This window comes from Nonomuraea rhodomycinica, assembly GCF_013363995.1.
Taxonomy (GTDB): Bacteria; Actinomycetota; Actinomycetes; order Streptosporangiales; family Streptosporangiaceae; genus Nonomuraea; species Nonomuraea rhodomycinica.
Genome location: NZ_JABWGO010000004.1, coordinates 463218 through 486003, shown reverse-complemented (window position 1 = coordinate 486003; position 22786 = coordinate 463218). Strand labels below are relative to the sequence as shown.

Sequence of the window (22786 nt, the reverse complement as noted above, 5' to 3'; positions counted from 1 at the left end):
TCTGGTGATCAATCATTCTGATCCGCGGCGTGCCGAAAACGGCGCAAACAACTCAACAATCGGCAGGCGCGACCATGACGTCAGATGCCTTACCTTTCGCATCTGTTCTGCGGCTTTACCAGAATCGGCTGAGCGAGACCCCACAAAGGACGATCATTTCGGCCGGTCAAGATCACCTCACTTACCGTGAGCTGGACCGCCTCGCCAACGGCATCGCCGCCCGGCTGCGTCCTTCCACGGCGACCGGCCGGCCCTGGGTCGCCGTACTGGCGGACCGTTCCATCCGGCTGGTCGCGGGCCAGCTCGGCGCCATGAAGGCGGGCCTCGCCTTCGCCCCGATCGACCCGGCCACTCCCGTGGAGCGCGTCCGCGCCATGCTGGCGGGAGCCGCGGCCGTGGTCACCGCGCCGGAGTGGCGATCCCTGGTCCCCGACGGCATCCCCGTGATCGACGAGCTCACCGAGGCGGACGCGTCGCCCCTCCCCGACGTGGGACCCGAGGACCTCGCCTACGTCGTCCACACCTCCGGCTCGACCGGGACCCCCAAGGGCGTGCTCGTCCCCCACCGCGCGCTGGCCAACCTGATCGGGTGGTCGCACGAGACCTTCGGACTGGGCGGCCGTGCCCCGCTGCTCACCAGCCCCAACTTCGACCCGTCGGTCTGGGAGATCTGGATGTACCTGACCGCGGGCACCACGATGGTCATCCCCGACGAGCGCACCAGGCTCTCCCTGCCCGCGCTGCGCGACTGGATCGTCGAGCAGGAGCTGACCACCTGCTACGCGCCCACCCCCGTCGCCGAGGGCCTGCTCGGCCTGGCCTGGCCCGCGGAGACCAGGCTGGCGACCCTGAGCACCGGCGGCGACCGGCTCACCACCTACCCGCGTCCCGGGCTGCCCTTCAAGCTGGTCAACCTGTACGGCCCGGCCGAGTGCGCGGTCAACGCGATCGCCGGCGAGGTGCCGCCCCGCGACGACCGGAGCCGGCCGCCCGCGCTCGGCAGGCCCCTGCCCGGCGTCACCGTCCACCTCCTGGACGAGGAGATGCGGCCCGCCGAGGAGGGCGAGATCCATCTCGGCGGCGTGTGCGTCGGCCTCGGCTACCTCGGCCTGCCGGACCTCACGGCCGAGCGCTTCGTCCGCGACCAGGACGGCCGGCTCCTCTACCGCACCGGGGACCTGGCCCGCCGCAACCGGGCGGGCGAGTTCGAGTTCCTGGGACGGCTCGACGACCAGGTCAAGATCCGCGGCAACCGGGTGGAGCTCGGCGAGATCGAGACCGTGCTCGGCCGCCACCAGGGCGTGCGCGCCGTCACCACCGCCGTCCGCGGCCGCGACCTCGTCGCCTACGTCGTGGGGAAGGCGACCGAGCAGGAGATGCGCGTCCACCTGCGCCGGCTCCTGCCCGACTACATGATCCCCACCGCCTGGGTGTTCCTGGACGAGCTCCCGCTGACCGGCAACGGCAAGGTGGACCGCGCCGCGCTGCCCGACCCCGTCCGCGAGTCCCGCTCCGCCACCCCGCCCCGCACCCCGACCGAGGTGGCGCTCGCCGAGATCTGGCAGGACGTCCTCGACACTGGGACGGTCGGCGCGGACGACGACTTCCTGGCCCTGGGCGGCCAGTCGCTGCTGGCCATGCGCATCGCCGCCCGCGCCTGCGAGAGCCTGGGCCGGCCGGTCGAGCCCCGGATGCTCTTCGAGCACCCCACGGTCGCCGAGCTGGCCCGCGCGGTCGACGCCCTGCCGCGGACGAGCGCGCCGGCCCCCGGCGAGCGCGGGCTGACGCCCGCGCAGCGCCGGCTCTGGTTCATCGACCAGGTGGCGCCCGGCGCGCAGTACAACGTGCCCATCCTGTACGCCCTGGACGGTCCCCTCGACACGGACCGCCTGGAGGCCGCGATCAACGAGATCGTCCGCCGGCACGCCCCCCTGCGCACCCGCTACGAGGAGCGCGACGGCGAGCCGGTGCCCGTGGTGGAGCCGGCGGTGACCGTCCCGCTGAAGGTCATGGACGCCACCCCGCGCGGCGCGACCGCGCTGGCCAAGCACGCCGCCCGGGACCCCTTCGACCTGCGCACCGGCCCCGTGCTGCGGGCGCTGCTGCTCCGGCTCGCCGACGACAGCCACCGGCTGCTGGTCAACGTCCACCACATCGCCTTCGACGGCTGGTCCGCCGGGGTCTTCCTGGACGAACTGGCGCGGCTCTACGCGGGCGAGAGCCTGCCCGCGCCGGCCGTCGCCCACCGGCGGGCGCGGGGCGCGGACGGCCTGCCGTACTGGCGCGAGCTCCTGGAGTCGCCGCCGGAGCGGCTGGGGCTGCCCGCCGACGGCCCGGGACCGTCCGGCCCGACGCGGCGCGGCGGCCGGGTGCGGGCCACGCTGCCCGACGGGCTGCTCACCGAGCTGGAGTCGCTGGGCAGGCGCGCTCAGGCCAGCCCGTTCATGGTGCTGTTCGCGGCGTTCCAGGCCCTGCTGCACCGCTACAGCGGCCGGGACGACATCATGACGGGCGTGCCGTTCTCCGGCCGGGAGGCGCCGGGCGCGGACTCCGCGATCGGCTTCTTCGTGGAGACGCTGCCGATCAGGACCGGCCTGGAGGGCGACCCGTCCTTCGAGCGCCTGCTGGCGCGCGTGCGCGCCGGCGTCCTCGCCACGCCCACGGACGTGCCGCTCGAGGAGATCGTGCGGGAGCTCTGCCCGGACGGCCGGCCGCCGTTCGACGTGATGTTCGCGATGCAGGAGCCCCCGGCCGCGCGACGGGCCGGCGAGGTGACCTTCCGGATGCTGGAGGAGGTCGAGAACGGCGGCGCCAAGGCCGACCTGGTGCTGTACGCCGAAGGGCGCGAGATGAGCCTGGAGTTCGCCACCGACCTGTTCGAGCGCGCCACGGCCGAGCGCCTGCTGGGCCACTACGTCCGCGTCCTGGAGCAGGTGGCGGCCGACCCGGCGGCGCCGGTCTCCGCGCTGCTCACCCGTGACCACGGCCCCGCCGGCCGCGGTCCCGACCAGACCCTGCACGGGCTGTTCGAGCAGCAGGCCGACCGGACGCCCGACGCGGTCGCCGTCGAGTTCGAGGGCGCCGCCCTCACCTACGCCGAGCTCGACCGGCGCGCCAACCAGCTCGCCCACCTGCTGCGCGAGCTGGGCGTCGGCCCGGAGGTGCCGGTCGCGCTGCACGTGCGCCGCTCGCTCGACCTGCCCGTGGCCATCCTGGGGATCCTCAAGTCGGGTGGCGCGTACGTGCCGCTCGACCCCTCCTACCCCGAGGGGCGCCTCACCCAGGTGCTCGGCCGGGTGGACACCCCGGTCCTGGTGACGCACCGGGCGCTGGCCGGCGGCCTGCCGCACGAGCGGCCCGTCCACGTCGACACCGACCTCGACGGCCGGCCCGACCACCGGCCGGACGGCGGCGCCGGCCCCGACGACCTGGCCTACATCCTGTTCACCTCCGGCTCGACCGGGCAGCCCAAGGGCGTGGCGATGCCGCACCGCCCGGTCGCCAACCTCATGGCCTGGCACAGCGGCGCCTACCGCAGCCTGCAGTTCACCGCGCTCGGCTTCGACGTCTCGGTACAGGAGATCTTCAGCACCTGGGCGTACGGCGGGACGCTGGTCATGGTCGGCGACGAGGTCCGGCGCGACCCGGCCGCCCTGCTCGACCACATCGCCCGCAGCCGGGTGGAGCGCATCTTCCTGCCGTTCGTGGCCCTGCAGTCGCTGGCCGGCGCCGGGGTCGAGCCGCCCGCCACGCTGCGCGAGGTGATCACCGCGGGCGAGCAGCTCCAGGTGACCCCGCAGCTCGAACGGTTCATCAGGCCGTGGATGAGGCTGCACAACCAGTACGGGCCGACCGAGGGCGCGATCATCGACATCGCGCACACGCTCACCGGCCCGCCGGAGGGCTGGCCGCGGCTGCCGCCCATCGGCCGGCCGGTCACGGGCGTCCAGGCGCTGATCCTCGACCGCCTGGGCAACGAGACGCCCGACGGCGTCCCCGGCGAGCTGCATCTCGGCGGCGCCTGCCTGGCCCGGGGCTACCACGGCCAGCCCGAGCTGACCGCGGAGCGGTTCATCACCTGGCGGGACGGCCGCCGGCTGTACCGGACCGGCGACCTGGCCCGCCTCGACGAGGCCGGGGACATCCAGTTCCTGGGCCGCGCCGACGACCAGGTCAAGATCCGCGGCTACCGGGTCGAGCCCGGCGAGATCGCCGCGGTGCTGGCCGGGCACCCCGCCGTGCGTGAGGCGTTCGTCATGGCGCGCGAGGACCGGCTGGTCGCGTACGTGGCCGCCGACGACACCACCGGGCTGCGGCCCTACCTGGCCGAGCGGCTGCCGGAGTACATGGTGCCGAGCACGTTCGTCCCGCTGGACGCCCTGCCGGTCAACCCCTCGGGCAAGGTGGACCGGCACGCCCTGCCGGACCCCGGCCAGGGCGCGCGCGCCTTCACCGCCCCCGCCACCCCGCTGGAGCAGGTCGTCGCGGCCGTCTGGCAGGAGGTGCTGGGCGGACAGGTCGGACGGCACGACAACCTCTTCGAGCTGGGCGGCCACTCGCTCAACGCCACCCAGATCGCCTCCCGGTTGCGCGACGCCCTGGAGGTGCGGGTCCCGCTGCGCACCCTGTTCTCCCACCCGACCGTCGCCGAGCTCGCCGCGCAGCTCACGTCGCCCGACGTGGAAGCGGCCGCGGAGCTCTATCTCATGGTCGCGGCGTATTCGGACGACGAGGCCGAAGCCCTGCTGCGGTCGATGGAAGGTCCCCAATGAGTCTGTCAGACCAGCAGCGCCAGCTCCTGGAAGCGTTACGGAAGAAGAAGCAGCAGGCCGCGACCGCCCGGTCCAGGCCCGACCGGCTGCCGATGTCGTTCACCCAGCTCCGCGCCTGGTACCTCGACCGGATGGCGCCGGGCGCCGCGCACTACCTGATCCCGCTCGCCTTCCGCATCGAGGGCCCCCTCGACCGCGAGGCGCTGCACCGCGCGCTGAACGCCCTGGTGGCCCGGCACGAGAGCCTGCGCACCACGTTCGCCATGGACGAGGACGGCCCTTACCAGATCGTGGCCGACTCGCTCACCGTCGAGCTGGCCGACACCGCGGACGCCACGCCGATGGACCTGACCACCGGCCCGCTCATCCGCGCGCACCTGCTGCGCGAGGGCCCCGAGCGGCACGTCCTGCACCTCACGCTGCACCACATCGTCGCCGACGCCTGGTCGCTGGACGTGCTGCGCAGCGAGCTGAGCGCGCTCTACGACGGGCGCGAGCTGCCGCCGCTGTCCCAGCAGTACCCCGACTACGCGATCCGGCAGCGGGGCAAGGACCACGGCGAGGACCTCGCCTACTGGCGCGAGACGCTCGCGGGCGCCCCGCCGGTCACCGAGCTGCCGGCGGATCTGCCCCGGCCGGCCGTCCAGACGTACGCGGGCGCCGAGCTGCCCTTCTCCCTGGACCTCCCGCGCGAGGAGTTCAGGGCGTACTGCCGGAGCCTGGGCGCGACCCCGTACATGGTGCTCCTCGCGGCCTACCTCGTGGTGCTCTCCCGGCGCTCCGGACAGCGCGACCTCGTGGTGGGCACGCCCGTCGCCAACCGCGACGAGGTCGAGTTCGAGGGCCTCATCGGGTTCTTCACCAACACCCTGGCCATCCGGGCCGACCTGTCGGGCGAGCCGTCGTTCGCCGAGGTGGTGGAGCGGGTCAGGGACGCGGTGCTCGACGCGCACGACCACCAGGGCATGCCCTTCGAGCGGCTGGTCGAGGAGCTCAACCCCGAGCGCCGGCTGGACCGCAGCCCGGTGTTCCAGACGATGTTCAACATGCTGCCCGAGGCCACGGCGGAGCTGGAGCTGACCGGCCTGACGGTCAGCCCGGTGGAGATCCCCGAGCGCACCGCCAAGTTCGACCTCACCGTGGGCGTCCGCGAGACGCTGGACGGTCTCGTGGAGTACAACACGGACCTGTTCCACGCGGGCACGATCAGGAGCCTGGTGGCCGACCTCCGGCAAGTGCTGGCCGCCGCCATGGACGGGGACGAGGCCCCCGCCGGGACGGACGGGGAGACGGCCGCGGGCACGCCGCGCCACGAGGTCGCCCGGCTCGTCACGCGGGCCTGGCGGGAGGCGCTCGGCACCTCCTCCTTCGGCCCCGAGGACAACTTCTTCGACGTGGGCGGCCACTCGCTGCTCGTGCTGCAGGTGCACGAGCGCCTGCGCAAGCGGTTCAGCCTCACGGTGACCGACCTGTTCCGGTACCCGACGGTCGCCTCGCTGACCGCGTTCCTCAGCCCCGACGGCCCGGCGCGGGAGACGGCCAGGACGACCGGCGCGCCCCCCTCGGGCGCGCTCGCCATCGTCGGCATGGCCTGCCGCTTCCCCGGCGCCGCGGGGCCCGAGGAGTTCTGGGCGGCGATCCGCGACGGCGTCGAGGCCGTCCAGGACTTCACCGACGAGGAGCTGCTCGCCGACGGCGAGGACCCCGGCCTGCTGGCCGACCCCGCCTACGTCCGGTCGGGGACCGTGCTCGACGGCATCGACCTGTTCGACGCCGAGCTGTTCGCGTTCACCCCGCGCGAGGCGGAGATCCTCGACCCGCAGCAGCGCCTGTTCCTGGAGACCGCCTGGGAGGCGCTGGAGGACGCGGCCTGCGACCCCGACCGCGTCACGGGACGGATCGGCGTCTTCGCCGGCTCGGCGATGAGCACCTACTACATCGAGAACCTGCTGGCCGCGCCCGACGTGCTCAGGGCGGTGGGCGCGTACCAGGTCATGCTCGGCAACGACAAGGACTCGCTGCCCACCCGGACCTCCTACAAGCTCGACCTGCGCGGGCCGAGCGTCAGCGTCAACACCGCCTGCTCCACCTCGCTGGTCGCGCTGCACCTGGCCAGGCAGAGCCTGATCGCGGGCGACTGCGACGTCGCGCTGGCCGGGGCGGTGCGGGTCAACGCCTGGACCCGCCGCGGCTACCTGTACCAGAGCGGCGGCATCGGCTCCCCCGACGGCCACTGCCGGCCCTTCGACGCCGAGGCGCAGGGCACGATCGGCGCCGGCGGCGTCGGCGTCGTCGTGCTCAAGCGGCTGGAGGACGCGCTCGCCGCCGGCGACACCATCCACGCCGTCGTCCGCGGCTCCGCGGTCAACAACGACGGCACCCGGAAGGTCGGCTACACCGCGCCGGCCGTGAACGGGCAGGCCGAGGTCATCACCGCGGCGCTGGCCTCGGCCGGCGTCGAGCCCGGCACGATCGACTACATCGAGGCGCACGGCACCGGCACCGCGCTCGGCGACCCCATCGAGGTCGCGGCGCTGTCCCAGGTCTTCACCGGGGACCGGCCGATCGCGCTCGGCTCGGTCAAGTCCAACATCGGCCACGCCGACGCCGCCGCCGGGATGGCCGGACTGATCAAGACCGTGATGGCGCTCAAGCACCGCACGCTGCCGCCCACGGTCAACTTCGCGACGCCCAACCCGCGCATCGACTTCAGCCGGTTCCACGTGCCCACCACCCGCGCCGCATGGCCGCGGGGGGAGGGCCCGCGCAGGGCGGGCGTCAGCGCCTTCGGCATGGGCGGCACCAACGCCCACGTCGTGCTGGAGGAGGCGCCCGAGCCGCCCGCGCCGACGGCCGCTCCCCCGGCGGCGGGCCCCCACCTGCTCCTCCTGTCGGCCGCCGGCGAGGCGGCGCTCGCCGAATCGGCCACCCGGCTGCGCGCCCACCTGCGCGCGCACCCGGACACCGACCTGGCGGACGTCGCCGCCACCCTGCGGCACGGCCGCCGCCAGCTCCGCCACCGCGGATTCCTGGTCGCCGAGGACCACCGCTCGGTCCAGGAGGCCGAGCTGGTCACGGGCGCGTCGCACCGGCGCGAGGTGGCCTTTCTCTTCCCCGGCCAGGGGGCGCAGCGCCGGGGAATGGGCGCGGGCCTGTACCGGTCGGAGGAGGTCTTCCGCGCCACGGTCGACGCCTGCTCCGCCGTCCTGGAGCCGTACCTCGGCCTCGACCTGCGCCAGGCCCTGTACGGCGAGGCCGGCGACCTCGACCAGACCCGGCTCACCCAGCCCGCGCTGTTCGTCACGGAGTACGCGCTGGCCCGCACGCTCATGGAGCGCGGGGTCCGCCCGGCGATGATGGCCGGTCACAGCATCGGCGAGTACGTCGCCGCGTGCCTGGCCGGGGTCTTCACCCTGGAGGACGCCCTGCGCCTGGTCGCGGCGCGCGGCCGCCTGGTGCAGAGCCTGCCGCCCGGGTCGATGCTGGCCGTGCCGCTGCCCGAATCGGAGGTGGCCGGGCTGCTCGGCGAGGAGCTCTCGCTGGCGGCGGTCAACACCCCCGAGACGTGCGTCGTGGCCGGCCCGGAGCAGGCCGTCGCCGAGCTGGAGCGGCGGCTGTCCCGGCAGGGCGTCGCCTGCCGCGCGCTGCGGACCTCCCACGCCTTCCACTCCGCCATGCTCGACCCGGTGCTCGACGCCTTCGCCGCCGAGGTCGCCGCGGTGCGGCTCGGCGCTCCCGGCCTGCCGTACCTGTCCAACGTCACGGGCGACTGGGTGTCCGGCGCCGAGACGCGGGACCCCGCGTACTGGGTGCGCCACCTGCGGGAGACCGTGCGCTTCGCCGACTGCGCCCGCGCGCTGGTCGAGGCCGGCGCCGCGATGGTGGAGGCCGGGCCGGGCCGCACGCTGGCCACCCTGGTCCGCCGCCAGGGAGGAACGGCGGTGGTCGCCCCGTTCACCGAGCCGGACGGCGGTCAGGCCGCCCTGCTGGAGGGCGTCGGGCGGCTGTGGGTGAACGGCGCCGACGTCGACTGGGCGGCCTTCGCCCCGCCGGGCAGGCGGGTGCCGCTGCCCACGTACCCGTTCGACCGGCGCCGCTACTGGGTGGAGCCGCGCACCCGGCGCTTCGAGGTCACGGCGGCGACCCCCGCGGCTCTTCCCACGGCGGCGCCGCTCGGCGCGGCGGCGGCGGCCCAGGAGGCCGACACGGTCGCCGCCGCCTGGCACGACGTGCTCGGCATCGCGCCGGCGAGCCCGCGGGACGACTTCTTCGAGCTGGGCGGCGACTCCCTCGTGGCCACCCAGCTCGCCTCCCGTCTCGGCCTGCCCATCGAGGCGATCTTCGACAATCCCACGCTGGGCGGCCAGCGGGCGCTCGTCGCCTCGGCGGCGCCCACCCGCGAGGCCGCGCCCGCCACCGAGATCGTCCCGGCCGTCGCCCCCGCTGCGGCCGTCGACACGATCCCGGTGGTCGACGACCCGGGCCCCGCGCCCGTCTCGTTCGTCCAGCGGCGCATGTGGTTCATCGACCAGGTCCACGGATCGGCCGCCTACGCCGTGGCCACCGCGCTGGACCTGCGGGGCGAGCTGGACGCCGGGCGGCTGCGCGCCGCCCTGCGCGAGCTGGTGCGGCGGCACGAGTCGCTGCGGACCGTCTTCCGCGCCCCGGACGGCGAGCCGGAGCAGGTGGTGCTGCCCCCGGGCGAGGTGCCGCTGCCGGTCGACGACTGCGACGACGCCGAGCGGGCGCTGAGCGAGGAGGCGGCCCGGCCGTTCGACCTGGCGCACGGCCCGCTGTTCCGGGCCCGGCTGCTGCGGCTCGCCCCCGACCACCACGTCCTGTCGCTCGCCTTCCACCACATCGTCGTGGACGGCTGGACGATCACCCTGCTGCGCACCGAGCTGGCGGCGCTGTACAACGGCCGGACCCTGCCCGAACCGGCCGTCAGGTACCGCGACTACGCGCGCTGGCAGCGGCAGCAGGCCGTCGACCTCGGCTTCTGGACGGAGCGGCTGCGCGGCGTCCCGCACAGCCTGGACCTGCCCACGGACCGGCCGCGCCCGCCGATGCAGACCTTCGAGGGGGCCGTCGCCACCCACGCGCTGCCCGCGGAGCTGGCCAGGGGGCTGCGGCGGCTGAGCCAGGAGCGCGGCGCCACCCTCTACATGACCCTGCTGGCCGGGCTGCACGCGTTGCTGTACCGCTACAGCGGCCAGGAGGACATCTGCGTCGGCTCCCCGGTGGCCGGCCGCACCCGCCCCGAGTTCGAGGACATCGCGGGCTGCTTCATCAACACCCTCGTCATGCGGGCCACGATGGACGGCGACCTGCCGTACACGGAGCTCCTGGCCCAGGTGCGCGGGTACGCGCTCGGCGCGTACGCCCACCAGGACGTGACGTTCGAACGGCTGGTGGAGGAGCTCAACCCGCCGCGGGACCTGTCGCGCAACCCGCTCTTCCAGGTGCTGTTCAACCTGCTCAACCTGCCCAAGAGCGACCTCGACATGGACGGGCTGGCCGTCGCGGAGATGGCCGTGGAGACCGGCACCGCCCAGGTTGACCTGGTGCTCTACGTCTACGAGCAGGGCGACGAGCTGCTGTGCCGGCTGGAGTACAACACCGCGCTCTACGACGCCGGCACCGCGCGGCGGCTGCTGCGGCACTACGAGACCCTGCTGTCCGGGATCGTCGCGACCCCCACGGCCCCGCTGTCCGACCTGGCCCTGCTCACCGGCGAGGAACTGGCCGAGCAGCTCGACGGCCAGGACGTCGAGGTGCCCGACCGGTGCGTCCACGAGCTGGTGGAGGCCCAGGCCGACCGTACGCCGGACGCCGTGGCCGTCACCTTCGAGGGCGTCTCGATGACGTACCGGGAGCTGGACGAGCGGGCCGACCGGGTCGCGCGCCGCCTGCGCGCGGCCGGGGTGGGCCCCGAGACGCTGGTGGGCGTCGCGCTGGAGCGGTCGGCCACGATGCTGGTCGTCCTGCTCGGCGTGCTCAAGGCGGGGGGCGCGTACGTGCCGCTCGACCCGATGTACCCGCAGGATCGCCAGGACTACATCATCGGCCACTCCGGCATCGGCGTCCTGGTCACCGAACGCGAGCTGGCCGACCGCTACACCGGCTTCCAGGGAGAGCTCGTCCTCACGGACGACGGCTTCTCCGCGGCGGGCTCCGGACGGCTGCCCGCGTCGGCCACGCGGGACAACCTCTGCTACGTCCTGTACACCTCGGGCTCCACCGGACGGCCCAAGGGCGTGCGCGTCCAGCACTCGTCGGTGGTCAACTTCCTGGCCTCGATGAGCCGCGAGCCCGGCCTGACCGGCGAGGACACGCTCCTGGCCGTCACCACGTTCGCCTTCGACATCTCGGTGCTGGAGCTGTTCCTCCCGCTCACGGTCGGCGGCCACGTGGTGATCGCCGGCCGGGAGGCCGCCTACGACCCGGTGCGGCTGGCCGCCCTGCTGGACGACGCGACCGTCATGCAGGCCACCCCGGCCACCTGGCGGCTGCTGCTGTCGGCGGGCTGGGCGGGCAAGCCGACCCTGAAGGCCCTGTGCGGCGGCGAGGCGCTGCCCGCCGACCTGGCCGGCGACCTGCGCGGACGGGTGGCCGAGCTGTGGAACATGTACGGGCCGACCGAGACCACGATCTGGTCCACCCTCACCCGGGTCACCGACGGGCCCATCACGATCGGCCACCCGATCGCCAACACCCGGGTCCACCTGCTCGACACCGCGATGAACCTGGTCCCGACCGGCGTGGTCGGCGAGCTGTACATCGGCGGGGAGGGGCTGGCCCGCGACTACCTCGGCCAGCCCGAGCTGACCGCGGAGCGCTTCGTCACCTGGCGGGACGGCGCCCGGCTGTACCGCACCGGTGACCTGGCCCGCCGCCGGGCCGACGGCTCGATCGAGTTCCTCGGCCGGGCCGACGGGCAGGTGAAGGTCCGCGGCTACCGCATCGAACTGGGCGAGATCGAGTCGCTCCTGCTGGCGCATCCCGCGGTCCGCCAGGCGGCCGTGGTGGTGCGCGGCTCGGACGAGGACAAGAGCATCGCCGCCTATCTGGTCACCGACACCGGCGCCGAGCACGACTGGCGGGACTACCTGCGGCGCAAGCTGCCCGACTACATGATCCCGTCGGCGTTCGTGCCGCTGGACACGCTGCCGCTCACCCCGAACGGCAAGGTGGACCGCAAGGCGCTGCCCGAGCCGGTCGGCCAGGCGCGCGCCGAGGGCACGGCGCCGCGGACGCCGGCCGAGGCCAGGCTGGTCGAGCTCTGGTCGGCGATCCTGGGCGTGCAGGGCATCGGGATCGACGACGACTTCTTCGCGATGGGCGGCGACTCGTTCAAGGCCGTGCGGGCCGTACGGGACTCCGGAATCCAGGCGACCGTGCTGGACCTGTTCAAGCACCCCACGATCCGGGCGTTCGCCACGCTCGACGGGTCGTCGTCCCGGGGAGGCGGCCTCCTGCACGAGCTGACACCGCCCCGTTCCGCGGCCTCGCTGACCCTGGTCTGCGTGCCGTTCGCGGGCGGCGGGGCGATCACGTACCAGCCGCTGGCCGCGGCCATGCCCGAGCACGTCACCATGCTCGCGCTGGAGCCGCCGGGCCACGACACCGGCAACCCCGGCGAGCCCGTCCTGCCCTTCCACGAGCTCGTCGAGGGCTGCGTCAAGGAGATCAAGGACGGGGTCGAGGGACCCGTCGCGCTGTACGGCCACTGCATGGGCGGCGCGCTCACCACCCTGCTGGCGCGCCGGCTGGAGGAGGAGGGCGTCGACCTGGTCAAGGTCGTCATCGGCGGGCACTTCCCGGCGCCCCGCCTGCCCGGCAAGGCGTTCGCCTGGATGCGCAAGGTCTTCCCGATGGAGCGGTGGACGTCCAAGCGGCAGGCGCTGGAGTTCCTGCGGGCCATGGGCTTCTTCACCGAGGCGCTGGACCCCGCCGAGCGCGACTTCATCATGGGCGTCTTCCTGCACGACACCCAGGAGGGCGAGGACTACTACACCGAGCTCTACAAGAACCCCATCGAGAAGCTGTCGGCGCCGCTCGTGTGCGTGGTCGGCGAGAACGACCGCGCGACCGAGCTGTACGAGGAGCGCTACCGCGAGTGGGAGGCCTTCTCCGACTCGGTGTCGCTGGAGGTGATCCCCAAGGCGGGTCACTACTTCCAGAAGCACCAGGCGCCCGAACTGGCCGAGATCCTCACCGGCGCCGGCACCGACGTCCCGGCGCCGGCCCCCGCGGCAGCCGCCTCTGTGGCGGCCGCCCCAGAGGCGGCGGGTCGCCGGCAGCCCAGCCTGAAGACGTTCTTCCTGGTGGCCTTCGGCCAGCTCGTGTCGCTGATGGGCACGGGACTGACCACGTTCGGCCTCGGCCTGTGGGTCTACCAGCAGACGCAGTCGATCACGATGTTCTCCATCGTGTCGGTCATGGCACTGCTGCCCGCCGTCGTGCTGGCGCCCATCGCCGGAGCGGTGGCCGACCGGCTGGACCGCAGGCTCGTCATGATCACTGCCGACTCGGCGGCGGGGTGCGCCTCCATCGCGCTGGCCACCCTGCTCTGGACGGGCGGGCTCCAGCTCTGGCACGTCTACGCCATCGTCGCCGTCGGCGCCGTCTCGACGGCCTTCCACCAGCCCGCGTACATGGCGGCCGTGGCCCAGCTCGTGCCCAAACGCTATTACGGCAGAGCCAACGGCCTGGCGCAGCTCGGGCAGGCGGCGGGAACCGTCCTGGCTCCTCTGCTGGGCGGGGCGCTCATGGCCATGATCGGGATGCGCGGCATCGTCGTGATCGACCTGTCCACGTTCGCCTTCGCGGTGACCGTGACCCTGGCGGTCCGCTTCCCGGACACGCTGTTCAAGAAGCGGGAAGAGCCGTTCTGGCACGAGGTGACCGGCGGCTGGCGCTACATCTCGCGCCGGCACGGCCTGCTGGCGATCATCCTGTTCACCTCGTTCCTGAACTTCCCGTTCGCCATGGTCGAGGTCCTGTCCACGCCGCTGCTGCTCAGCCTCACCGACGCCCGCGGCCTGGGGCTGGCGCTGTCGATGAGCGGCGTCGGGCTCCTGGTGGGCAGCCTCATCATGACGGTGACGGGCGGTCTGGCCCGCCGTACGCACGGCATCCTCGGCTGCTTCATGGCCCTGGGCGTCGCCTTCGCGATCATCGGGATTGCGCCCCACCCGGCGCTGCCCGCGATCGGGCTGTTCCTCGTCGGGCTGCTCACCGCGCTGCTGAACGCGCACTGGTTCTCCATCGTGCAGCAGAAGGTCGGCCTCGACCTGCAGGGCCGGGTCATCGCCACCAACCTGATGCTCAGCTGGGCCATGGTCCCGGTCGGCTTCCTGCTGGCCGGCCCGCTGGTCGAGCACGTCTTCAACCCCATCGCGGGCGCCGCTCAGGGCCGGGGCATCGGCCTGCTGACCATCGTGGCGGGCGCGGTGACGGTGCTGATCGGCCTGGCGGCCTTCCGCTACCGGCCGGTCCGCCACCTGGAGGACGACCTGCCCGACGCGATCCCGGACGCGGTGGTCATCACCGACAAGGACGAGATCCAGCAGCAGGCCGACAAGCAGCTCGTCGCCTGACCGCAGTCCTCCCGGTACGGCCGGCTCCCGGTATGGCTGGTGCCGTACCGGGAGATGCGGTTGGATGCGGGGAGATGTCCGCACCTCCTGCCGCCCGGCCCGTGGCAGTGGACGGACGACACCGAGATGGCCTGCTCCGTCTCACGTGCGCCATCGTCGGCGGCATCGTGGGGGCCGCCGCGGACGCGCGCCTGCCGCCGGAGTGGAGCCGGAGACGCGAACCGCTCCCGGACTGGGCCGGGGTCCCGGACGATCACATGGGCCCGTGACGGGTCTCCCCGGTCGAGGAACACGACCGGCGCCAGAACTCAGCGCCCGCCGGCACAACGCGGACGAGCTCTTCCCGTGCCGGCTCCGCACGCGAGCGTCAGTCCGCGTACTGCAGGCCCGTCTGTCGCTCGGCGGTGACCTCCAGGGTGACCACGCCGGCGCGTGCCGGAGTGGCCTTGAAGACGATCCAGTCGCCGCCCACCTCGTCCGCCGCCAGCGGCTCGACCGTGTACCCGCCCTCGTGGACCACGACGAGGCGGAACTCCGCGGCCAGGCCGCGCTTGCCCACCTCGGCCAGCACGTCCGTGACGGTCCGGCCGCTCACCCTGACGCCGGCCAGCGGCTCTCCGGGACGGGTGACCGACTGCCAGTCGTTCTCGTAGGACTCACCCGGCTGGGCCGGCCGGCCCAGCTCGAAGTGCATCACGTCGGGCGTGTCCTTGAGCGCCGCCGGGACGGTCACCACCATGAAGCACGCGCTGTCGGACAGGTCGCAGCCGGCCGGCTCCTTGCGGACCCCGTAGGGCACCTTCGGCGACGTCGCGTTGAAGCTGCCGCCCATGCTCACGATCTCGCCGACCGCGGAGGGCGAGACCGGGATCACCTTGAGCTCGACGTTCAGGCCGAGGGCACGGAACGCCTCGGAGAACTCACGCTGGTCGGCGTAGGGGTCCTTGATCCGGGCGACATACGTGTGGGCCTCCTCGTGGATCTCCACCGCCGAGTTGGCGTAGGAGGTCGCGGTGCCGCCGGCCAGGCTCGGTCCGAGCACGACGCCGAGGGCGAGGACGGCGGAGGCGGTGAGCCCGAGCAGCGCGCGGCGACCGCGACCGGGGCGCCCCCCGTGCGGGCGGCGCGGGAGCGGCACCGTCGTCGCCGTGTCCCGTTCCTGGGCGATGATGTCGGCGAACAGCGCCCGCGCGCGGGCCCCTCCGGCGCGTCCGCCCGGTTCGTCCGGCGCGATCCGGGCCAGCGGCCTCAGCAGCTCGCCGATCTCATCGGTGTCTCTCATAGCGTTCTCCCCACGGGTGCGACGGTGCCGGTCAGCGCGCGCCGGACGTCGGCCTCGTCGAGCGCCCGGGAGAAGCGTCTGCGCGCGCGGTGCAGCCGGATGCGGACGGCGTTGCGGGAGAGGCCCAGCATCGTGGCGATCTCCTCGCGGTCCAGGCCCTCCCACGCGACCAGCGCGAGCAGCTCGCGGTCGTCGTCGGAAAGCGTCCTGAACGCCTGGGCGATCGCGGACCTCTCGACGCTGTGGTCGGCGGGATCGCCGTAGAGGTCGGCCATCTCCGCGTCGAGGTCCCGGTGCCGCGCCTGGCGGCGGAGCGCGCCGCGGCGGTGGTCGGCCAGCACGTTGCGGGCCACTCCGTACACCCAGAGCCTCGCCTCCGCGCCCGGCGGCAGCTCGTCGATCTTGCGCCAGACGATGACGAAGGTCTCGGCGACCACGTCGGCCGCGTCCTGCGGCGAGTCGCAGCGGCGGCCGGCGTAGGCGGTGATCTGGTCGTAGGTCGCCCTGTAGACCGCTTCGAACCTGTGGGTGTCATCTGACACGTGCGGTTCCCATCGGGACGTCCTCCACTTCCGGTATGGATACGAACGTCCTTCTCATGGGTGGAGGCGGCCCCATCATTTCGACCGGAAGCGGGGAATCTTGGACAGCCTCGCCGCTCTCCGACCCGGAGTGGGGCACCGAGAGCGGCGAGACGGTCCTCACGTGGGAGGGGGCTCAGCCCGTGTAGTCGGTGGTGTGGGTCTCGCCGTCCGGCCACAGGTACTTCCCGTGGTCGGCCGTCGTGTAGCTCTTGTTGTCGTCACCCGTACGGGCCTGGACGAGGTTGCGGCGCCAGGTGGAGCCGCGCGCCGTCCCGCCCCAGATGCCGCCGTACAGGAAGCCGTAGAGCTGTTCGAGCTCGGCCGAGAAGACGTTGTCGGTGACGGTGATGTTGGTGGCGTTGTTGACGTCGCCGATGTGCAAGGCGTATCCCCAGCCCGAGACGTAGTTGTCCGTGACCGAGATGTGGTCGTACACGCCGCCGCCCTGCAGGGCCAGGGCGTTGGTGTTGCCCAGGGAGGCCAGGGTGTTGTGGCGGACGATCATGGGGCCGCCGTTGCCTTCGCTCTGCGGGCCGATGCCGTCGTGGTGGTATTCGTCGTGCGACGTATCCGCCATGTCGTGGATGTAGTTGTTCGTCCAGGTCGACGGGCGGTCCGGGTAACCCGTCACCATGATCATGCCCGCGTTGCCCCAGATGTCGTTGTGGTCCATGACGGCCACGGCTTCCTTCATCGTCGTGGCGAGCTGCCAGGAGTCCTCGAAGGGCGTGCCGGGCTTGGTGTGGGACGACGAGACGGTGCCGTCGTTGCCGGGCGGCATCGCGTAGGAGCTCGGCTTGAACGTCGAGTAGAGGAACGTGATGTTGTTGTCCGAGTAGATCTGGACGAGGTTGTCGTTGGGGTTGGTGCCCTCGAACAGGCAGCCGACGAACGTGAGGTTGTCGCCGTAGATCATCACCTTCTGGGCGAGGAAGCGCTTGAAGGAGATGACGCTGTTGTCCGGGAACTCCAGCCTGAGCGGCTGGTCGGCGCTCATGCCCGAGGTGTAGTCGGTGAGCTTGCCGGGGTACGCGCCCAGGCCGAGCCCCCCGGCGTTGGCCGGGGTGTTGGCGTAGCCGGTGTTGGAGAAGTCCGGCCAGTAGCCGGAGCCGTCGTTGGGGCGGGCGTCGACGGCGCTGACGGCCTCCTCCGAACCGGCCGTCCGTAATTCGCCGCCGGCGACGACGTTCGTGGACGAGGCCGCGGCGAGGCACGCGAGCGCGACGGCGGCGGACAAGCAGCTCCGGACCAGCGCGCGGCCGAGCGGGATGCGCCGGCGGCCTTCGATGCCTTGAGGGGGTGATGTCTTGATGTCGTGCTCCGAGATGGTCGGTATTGGTTCCGCCCCTGCCGTCCGGCGGAGGCGAAACTTCGGCACCACGTAGTGTGCCGGGGAGGACCGGTGTTTCGGGCGGTTTCTCGCGACCACATGGCGCAGCCGAAAAGTGTCTCCGCGTGATCACTGTCACCCTTACGGAGCGGAAATATTCAGGTCAGGGCGTAACGAGCGGAAGGTTCGCACCACTTCCTGGTGTCAGAGAACGCACCCTAACGAAGGGGCTGGGTGGTGACGGACGATGCGCACCGGTTCACCGGTATGTACGACGAATGCCGACAACGGGTCTGGGCCTACGTGGTCAGCCGCGCGGGACGGCAGGTGGCGGACGAGGTGGTGAGCGAGACGTTCGCCATCGCCTGGCGGCGGCTGGACGACGTGCCGGAGCACGCCCTGCCGTGGCTGCTCGGCGTCGCCCGCAACGTCCTGCGCGACAGCGTGCGGGCCGAGGCCCGCAGGGAGGCGCTGGCCGCCGAGCTGCGGTGCTGGACCGAGGGCGACGTGGCCGACGAGGTGACCGAGCGGCTGGGCCTGCTGCGGGCGCTGGCCGCGCTGCCGGAGGACGACCGGGAGATCCTCGTCCTGGTCGCCTGGCACGGGCTGTCCCCCAAGGAGGCCGCCCGCGTCGTCGGCTGCTCGTCGGCGGCCTACCGCGTGCGGCTGCACCGGGCCCGCAAGCGGCTCAGGCAGGCCATGGCCGGCGAACCGGCCGACGGCTCGCGTCGCGGCGAGCCCGCCCAGCCGTCCCTGTCCCACGTACGGAACCTCAGCGAGGAGTGGTCATGAACCTCATGGACGAGCTGCGGGCGGCGCGCCCCGCGCATCTCGGCGACCGGCCGGTGGACCCGCCCACCAGGGAGGCCGAGCTGGCCCGCGCCATGGCGAGGCCGCGGCCGGCGCGGCGCCGGCGCCGCGCGGTCAAGCCCGTGTGGGGCCTGGGCCTGGCCGGGGCGGCGGCCGCGGTGACCGCGGCGGTCGTGGTCATGTCGGGGAACGGCACGGTGCCGACGCCACGGGCCCCCGACGGCGGTCGTCCGGTGGCCGCCAGCCCCGGCACCGTGCCGGCGACGCGGGTGAGGCTGTCGGCCCGGGACGTCCTGCTGGCCGCCGCCGAGAAGGCCGACCGGCGAAGCGAGGGCGACGGCGACTACTGGCACACGGCGACGGTGACCCGCAACGTGTTCAGCGCGGCGCGGGGCGGCTACCGGGTCGTGGCGCAGGAGCGCAACGAGCTGTGGACGCCCGTCGCCACCGGCGGCGAGCAGTGGGGGCTCAACCAGCCGCTCGGGGCGCGCCCGGCCACCGAGGAGGACCGTGCGGCGTGGGAGCGGGCCGGCTCCCCCAGCGAGATCGACGTCACGGTGCCGGGCAAGGGCAAGCCCATGACGCTGACGACCTCCCCCGGCGAGGCGCGGCCCAGCCACTCTCCGCTGGTGGACGGCGACAAGGTGTTCTGGCTGGGCAGGAACGTCACGATGAAGGACCTGCGCGGCCTTCCCGGCGAACCGGGCGAGCTCAAGCGGTGGCTGCTGCGCTCGTACGAGGGGCACGACACGGAGTCCTCCAGCGTCCCGATGAGCTCCGACGCCTGGCTGTTCAGGGTCGGCGCGGGGCTGATCACCGACATGCCCGTGACGCCGCAGGTGCGGGGGGCGGCCTTCCGCATGCTCGCCGGCCTCGACACCGTCAAGGTCATCGAGAACGTCGCGGACGGCGAGGGCCGCCAGGGCACGGCCGTCGCCGTGGAGGAGCGCGTCAAGGGCTCCGGCGTGCTGGAGAACCGGCTGATCCTCGACGAGGCGACCGGCCAGGCCCTCGGCGGCCAGAGCGTCGTGGTGCGGCCCGGCGGCTGGCGGGCGGGCTTCGAGCCCGGCACGGTGCTCAGCTCCACCACCGTCCTCGAGGCGGGCTGGACCGACACCAAGCCCTCCTGACGCCGGCCGGCGGGCCCCTACCGATGGGCTCCGACCGACGGGCCCCTACCGATGGGCCCCGACCGTTGAGCTCCGCCGGACCACCCGGTCCGGCGGGGCTCGTCCTCACAGAGAACGGATGCGGTAGGCCCGGATGACCGTCCGCTCCACCGCCGCGCCCGCCTCGTCCACCGCCCGGGCACGCAGCGACACGTACCCCTCGCCGGCCGGATGGCGCGGGACGGCCGGCTCACCCGGGCAGGACCGCCCCGCTCCAGACGGCGCTGGCGGCGGAGTAGACGGCCGCCGCCTCGCCGTCGAAGTAGGACGACAGGCTCGTGTCGTAGCGCAGGTCGGCGTCGGTGTCGGCCACGCTGATGGTGAGGCCGGCGAGGTAGCCCCTGCCGCTGGCCTTGTCGTAGCGCACCAGCCAGGACGAGCCGAGGGAGCCTTCCCCGGTGAACGGGGACCCCACGGCGAGCAGCCTCTCGCCCTTCAGGCTGGGCGCCGTGGCGGTGGTCGTGACGCCGCCGGACGATTCGAGGGTCTCCCCCGTGTACGGCCGCTTGCCGTCGGGGTGCGGGCCGGCCGGGTAGCCGAAGACGTCGACCGTGGAGTCCACCGGCTGACTCCAGGCCACGCCCTGCCCGCCGACGTTGTCGACCAGCCTGCCGAAGTTGGCCAGCCCGCCGGTGGCGGAGGTGACGACGCCCCCGTACACGGCGACGAAGGCGTAGTCGCGGTCGTAGTCGCGGTAGACGTCGAAGTCGTAGTGGCCGAAGAGCTGCTTGCCGACGTAGAGGCCCGACGGGGCCGCGCCGTCGGCGTAGCCCGGCACGAAGACCCACTTGGTGAGCGTGGAGCCGGTCGTCTCGGTGTCGTACACGCAGTGCGCCGCGGTCGCCACGAGGTTGCGGTACTGCGACGTCACCGCGGTGCCCGTGCACCAGTGCGGGTGCCCGTCGGCGCCGACGAAGAACACCTTGCCCGCGGTGGCGGGCGTGCCGGGCTTCGCCGTGCCGGTGCCGGAGGGGGCCGACGGCACGGTGGAGCCGGGCTTGGTGTCGGACGAGAAGCCGCCACCGGTGGTGATCTGGTCCACGGCGGTCTGGACGGCGTACGGGGTGGCGGCGGCCAGGTTGGCGCCGCCGTCACCCAGCCAGAACGTCGCGATCTCGGCGGCGGCCGTCTGCGAGGAGACCAACGGGGCGCTCACCACGCTCGCGCCGACGGCCGGGGTCGGCGCGGCCACCAGAAGCGACGCCAGGAGGCCGGCAGCGAGGGCACCTGAGGTTCGTTTGAACATGCGCATCTCCTGGGCGACGAGTATTACCGGACAAGAATTCGAACATGTGATCGTCGCCAGGCAAGGACGTTACCGGTCCGCACCGTCATGATCAATGGCTGGAAGATCCGAATTTTCACAGCCAGTCACGAATGTTCACGAGGCTGCGGCAACCGCGGCCGGGGTCAGGCGCGCCGCCAGCGCCAGTACGGGTCGTCGTTCTTGTAGAGGCACTTGTAACGCCGGTCGGTCGCCTTCGCGTACCCGTACCGGCCATGCGCCGCCTTCGGGCAGAACGCGCCCGGGGTGACGCACCGCCACACGTTCCCGTCCCTCTGGTACGTGCAGGCATGGCCGGCGACCGACACGGGGACCGCCGCGGCGGCGGGCAGGGCCGTCGCGACGGGAACGGCCAGGACGGAGCCGGCGAGGACGGCGGTGACGAGCAGGCGTCGGAGCAAGGTGTACCTCCGTGGCTGGGACGGGACCACAGGTACGACGGCCGCCCGGCAGGCGTGGTTGACGATCGACGCTGGCCGGATGCGGACAGGGCTCCGGACGGCGGTCGCGGCTCACACGGCGACGCGAAGGACAGTTGCCCGCCGACGGCCGGCCCGCTCCTGGCGGGCGCGCGGCCCGGCGCTAGGAGCAGGTGATGCCGGACGGGCCCGGTGTGGAGGGGCCGCCGGCCTGGAAGCCGAAGGTCGCCGACGCGCCCGGGGCCAGGCTGGTGGCCCAGCTCGGCGCCTTGGCCGTCCAGGTGGTGCCCGACGACGTGAGGGTGGCGTTCCAGGCGTTGGTGAGGGTCACGCCGGACGGCGCCGTCCACGTGACCGTCCAGTTGTTCCAGGTGGTGGCCCCGGTGTTGCGTACCGTGACGTCGGCCGTGAAGCCGCCCTGCCAGGCGTTGACGACCTGGTGGTTCACGCCGCAGGAGACGCCGCCGCCCGTGGGGGTGGGGGTCGGCGTCGGGGTGGGGGTCGAGCCGTTGGAGGTGGTGTAGCCGACCTTGGTGTACGGCGCGCCGCACCGCGGGTCGCAGGCCGCCGGAAGCGTGAAGCTGTACACGCGCCCGCCGTTGATGAGCGTGTCCGTGACGTCCCGCACCCGGATCTGGAACTGGTTGCCGCCCGGCGTGGTACCGCCGATGACGTACGACTGCCCCATGTCGCCGTTCATCTGGGCCGTCCGCCAGGCCCCGTTCGCGAAGTACTCGACGCCGTGGATGCCGTTGGCCAGGTGCGAGACGGAGATGGCGGGCCACCACACCTGGGCGCCCTGCAGGAACCCGATGCCGATGTCGCCGCTGTAGCCGGGCGCCGGGACGAAGGACCAGGTGACGTGCCGGTTGTTCCAGTGGCCGGGGTACAGGTCGCCGACCGGGGCGCCGTTCTTCACGAACCGGTTGAGCGAGTCCTTGGACAGGTCCAGATGGTACGGGTCGTCGCGGCACCAGCCGTTGGAGTCGCCGCAGCTGTCGGCGACCAGCATGGTCAGCTTCGCACCGTCGTAGGCGTCGGAGACCCAGGAGCCGCCCCGGCAGAACGCCTGGTTCTGCGCGCCGTCGTTGGTGCCGGTGCAGTAGTCGCCGATCTCCACCTGCACGTAGCGGCCGCAGTTGAGGCCGTTGTTCCACAATCCGGCCTTGCTGAGATCGGCCCCCGTCAGCGGGCGCGGGTAGAAGCCGTAGTCGCCGGGCGTGTTGTAGACGTTGAGCGCCACGAAGTCCTGCGAGTCGAGATCCGCCTGGGGCAGCCCGCAACCGCCGTACGGCACGCCGAGCCCGTCGAAGTAGGTGGCGTTGCCGGTCACGGGGCCGGACGGGTCGCCGACCGCTCCGGCGGGTCGTTCCGTGAGGGGGACCAGGGCGCACAGCGCGACCAGGAGACCGGGCAGCAGGAGGGCGAGCGACCGGCGGCGGGCGTGACTCATCGGACCCCCAACTCAGACAGGTTCGCAACGAACCTCCCCGCCGGGCGCCGGACGGTCAAGCGGAGGCGCGTGCGCGCCGG

At 73.0% G+C, this 22786-nt stretch carries 10 protein-coding genes; 4 read left to right on the top strand and 6 right to left on the bottom strand.

Annotation, left to right across the window (positions count from 1 at the left end):
- Positions 1-74: 74 nt before the first annotated feature.
- Positions 75-4772 (top strand): non-ribosomal peptide synthetase, encoded by a 4698-nt coding sequence (locus tag HT134_RS20860; RefSeq protein ID WP_246364884.1) that lies wholly within the window; start codon positions 75-77, stop codon positions 4770-4772.
- Entirely contained in the window at positions 4769-14374 is a 9606-nt protein-coding gene (locus tag HT134_RS20855; protein WP_175602074.1) for a non-ribosomal peptide synthetase/type I polyketide synthase, read from the top strand. Before HT134_RS20860 ends, HT134_RS20855 begins: the two co-directional genes overlap by 4 nt.
- A gap of 367 nt (positions 14375-14741) precedes the next feature.
- Here HT134_RS20855 and HT134_RS20850 read toward each other — a convergent pair whose 3' ends face one another.
- From HT134_RS20850 to HT134_RS20840, 3 genes are all read right to left on the bottom strand, one after another.
- On the bottom strand, positions 14742-15656 hold the full coding sequence (locus tag HT134_RS20850; RefSeq protein WP_175602073.1) for a hypothetical protein: 915 nt from the start codon (positions 15654-15656) through the stop codon (positions 14742-14744).
- Positions 15653-16198 carry an RNA polymerase sigma factor gene (locus HT134_RS20845; protein ID WP_175602072.1) on the bottom strand — a complete coding sequence of 182 codons (546 nt, stop codon included), beginning with the start codon at positions 16196-16198 and terminating at the stop codon, positions 15653-15655. Before HT134_RS20845 ends, HT134_RS20850 begins: the two co-directional genes overlap by 4 nt.
- 175 nt (positions 16199-16373) lie before the next feature.
- Positions 16374-17477, bottom strand: a complete 1104-nt coding sequence (locus tag HT134_RS20840; protein WP_175602071.1) for a hypothetical protein — start codon at positions 17475-17477, stop codon at positions 16374-16376.
- A 330-nt stretch (positions 17478-17807) separates the two neighbouring features.
- Here HT134_RS20840 and HT134_RS20835 point away from each other — a divergent pair, with 330 nt between their 5' ends.
- The gene (locus tag HT134_RS20835; protein ID WP_312888280.1) at positions 17808-18362 is read left to right on the top strand and encodes an RNA polymerase sigma factor; all 555 of its coding nucleotides are present in this window, start codon (positions 17808-17810) and stop codon (positions 18360-18362) included.
- A complete protein-coding gene (locus HT134_RS20830; protein ID WP_175602070.1) occupies positions 18359-19510 on the top strand; it encodes a CU044_5270 family protein in 1152 nt (383 codons plus the stop codon). The genes HT134_RS20835 and HT134_RS20830 overlap by 4 nt, the downstream gene beginning before the upstream one ends.
- Before the next feature lie 229 nt (positions 19511-19739).
- Here HT134_RS20830 and HT134_RS20825 read toward each other — a convergent pair whose 3' ends face one another.
- The 3 genes from HT134_RS20825 to HT134_RS20815 form a co-directional block, all read right to left on the bottom strand.
- The gene (locus tag HT134_RS20825) at positions 19740-20795 is read right to left on the bottom strand and encodes a trypsin-like serine peptidase (protein ID WP_217708121.1); all 1056 of its coding nucleotides are present in this window, start codon (positions 20793-20795) and stop codon (positions 19740-19742) included.
- 164 nt (positions 20796-20959) lie between these two features.
- Positions 20960-21235 (bottom strand): hypothetical protein, encoded by a 276-nt coding sequence (locus HT134_RS20820; protein ID WP_175602069.1) that lies wholly within the window; start codon positions 21233-21235, stop codon positions 20960-20962.
- Positions 21236-21416: 181 nt separating this feature from the next.
- On the bottom strand, positions 21417-22706 hold the full coding sequence (locus tag HT134_RS20815; RefSeq protein ID WP_175602068.1) for a cellulose binding domain-containing protein: 1290 nt from the start codon (positions 22704-22706) through the stop codon (positions 21417-21419).
- Positions 22707-22786: the final 80 nt, after the last annotated feature.

Coding starts and splice junctions, on each gene's coding strand:
- HT134_RS20830 (WP_175602070.1), top strand. CDS start 18,359: ATGAACCTCATGGACGAGCTGCGGGCGGCGCGCCCCGCGCATCTCGGC.
- HT134_RS20815 (WP_175602068.1), bottom strand. CDS start 22,706: ATGAGTCACGCCCGCCGCCGGTCGCTCGCCCTCCTGCTGCCCGGTCTC.
- HT134_RS20855 (WP_175602074.1), top strand. CDS start 4,769: ATGAGTCTGTCAGACCAGCAGCGCCAGCTCCTGGAAGCGTTACGGAAG.
- HT134_RS20850 (WP_175602073.1), bottom strand. CDS start 15,656: ATGAGAGACACCGATGAGATCGGCGAGCTGCTGAGGCCGCTGGCCCGG.
- HT134_RS20860 (WP_246364884.1), top strand. CDS start 75: ATGACGTCAGATGCCTTACCTTTCGCATCTGTTCTGCGGCTTTACCAG.
- HT134_RS20825 (WP_217708121.1), bottom strand. CDS start 20,795: ATGTTCAAACGAACCTCAGGTGCCCTCGCTGCCGGCCTCCTGGCGTCG.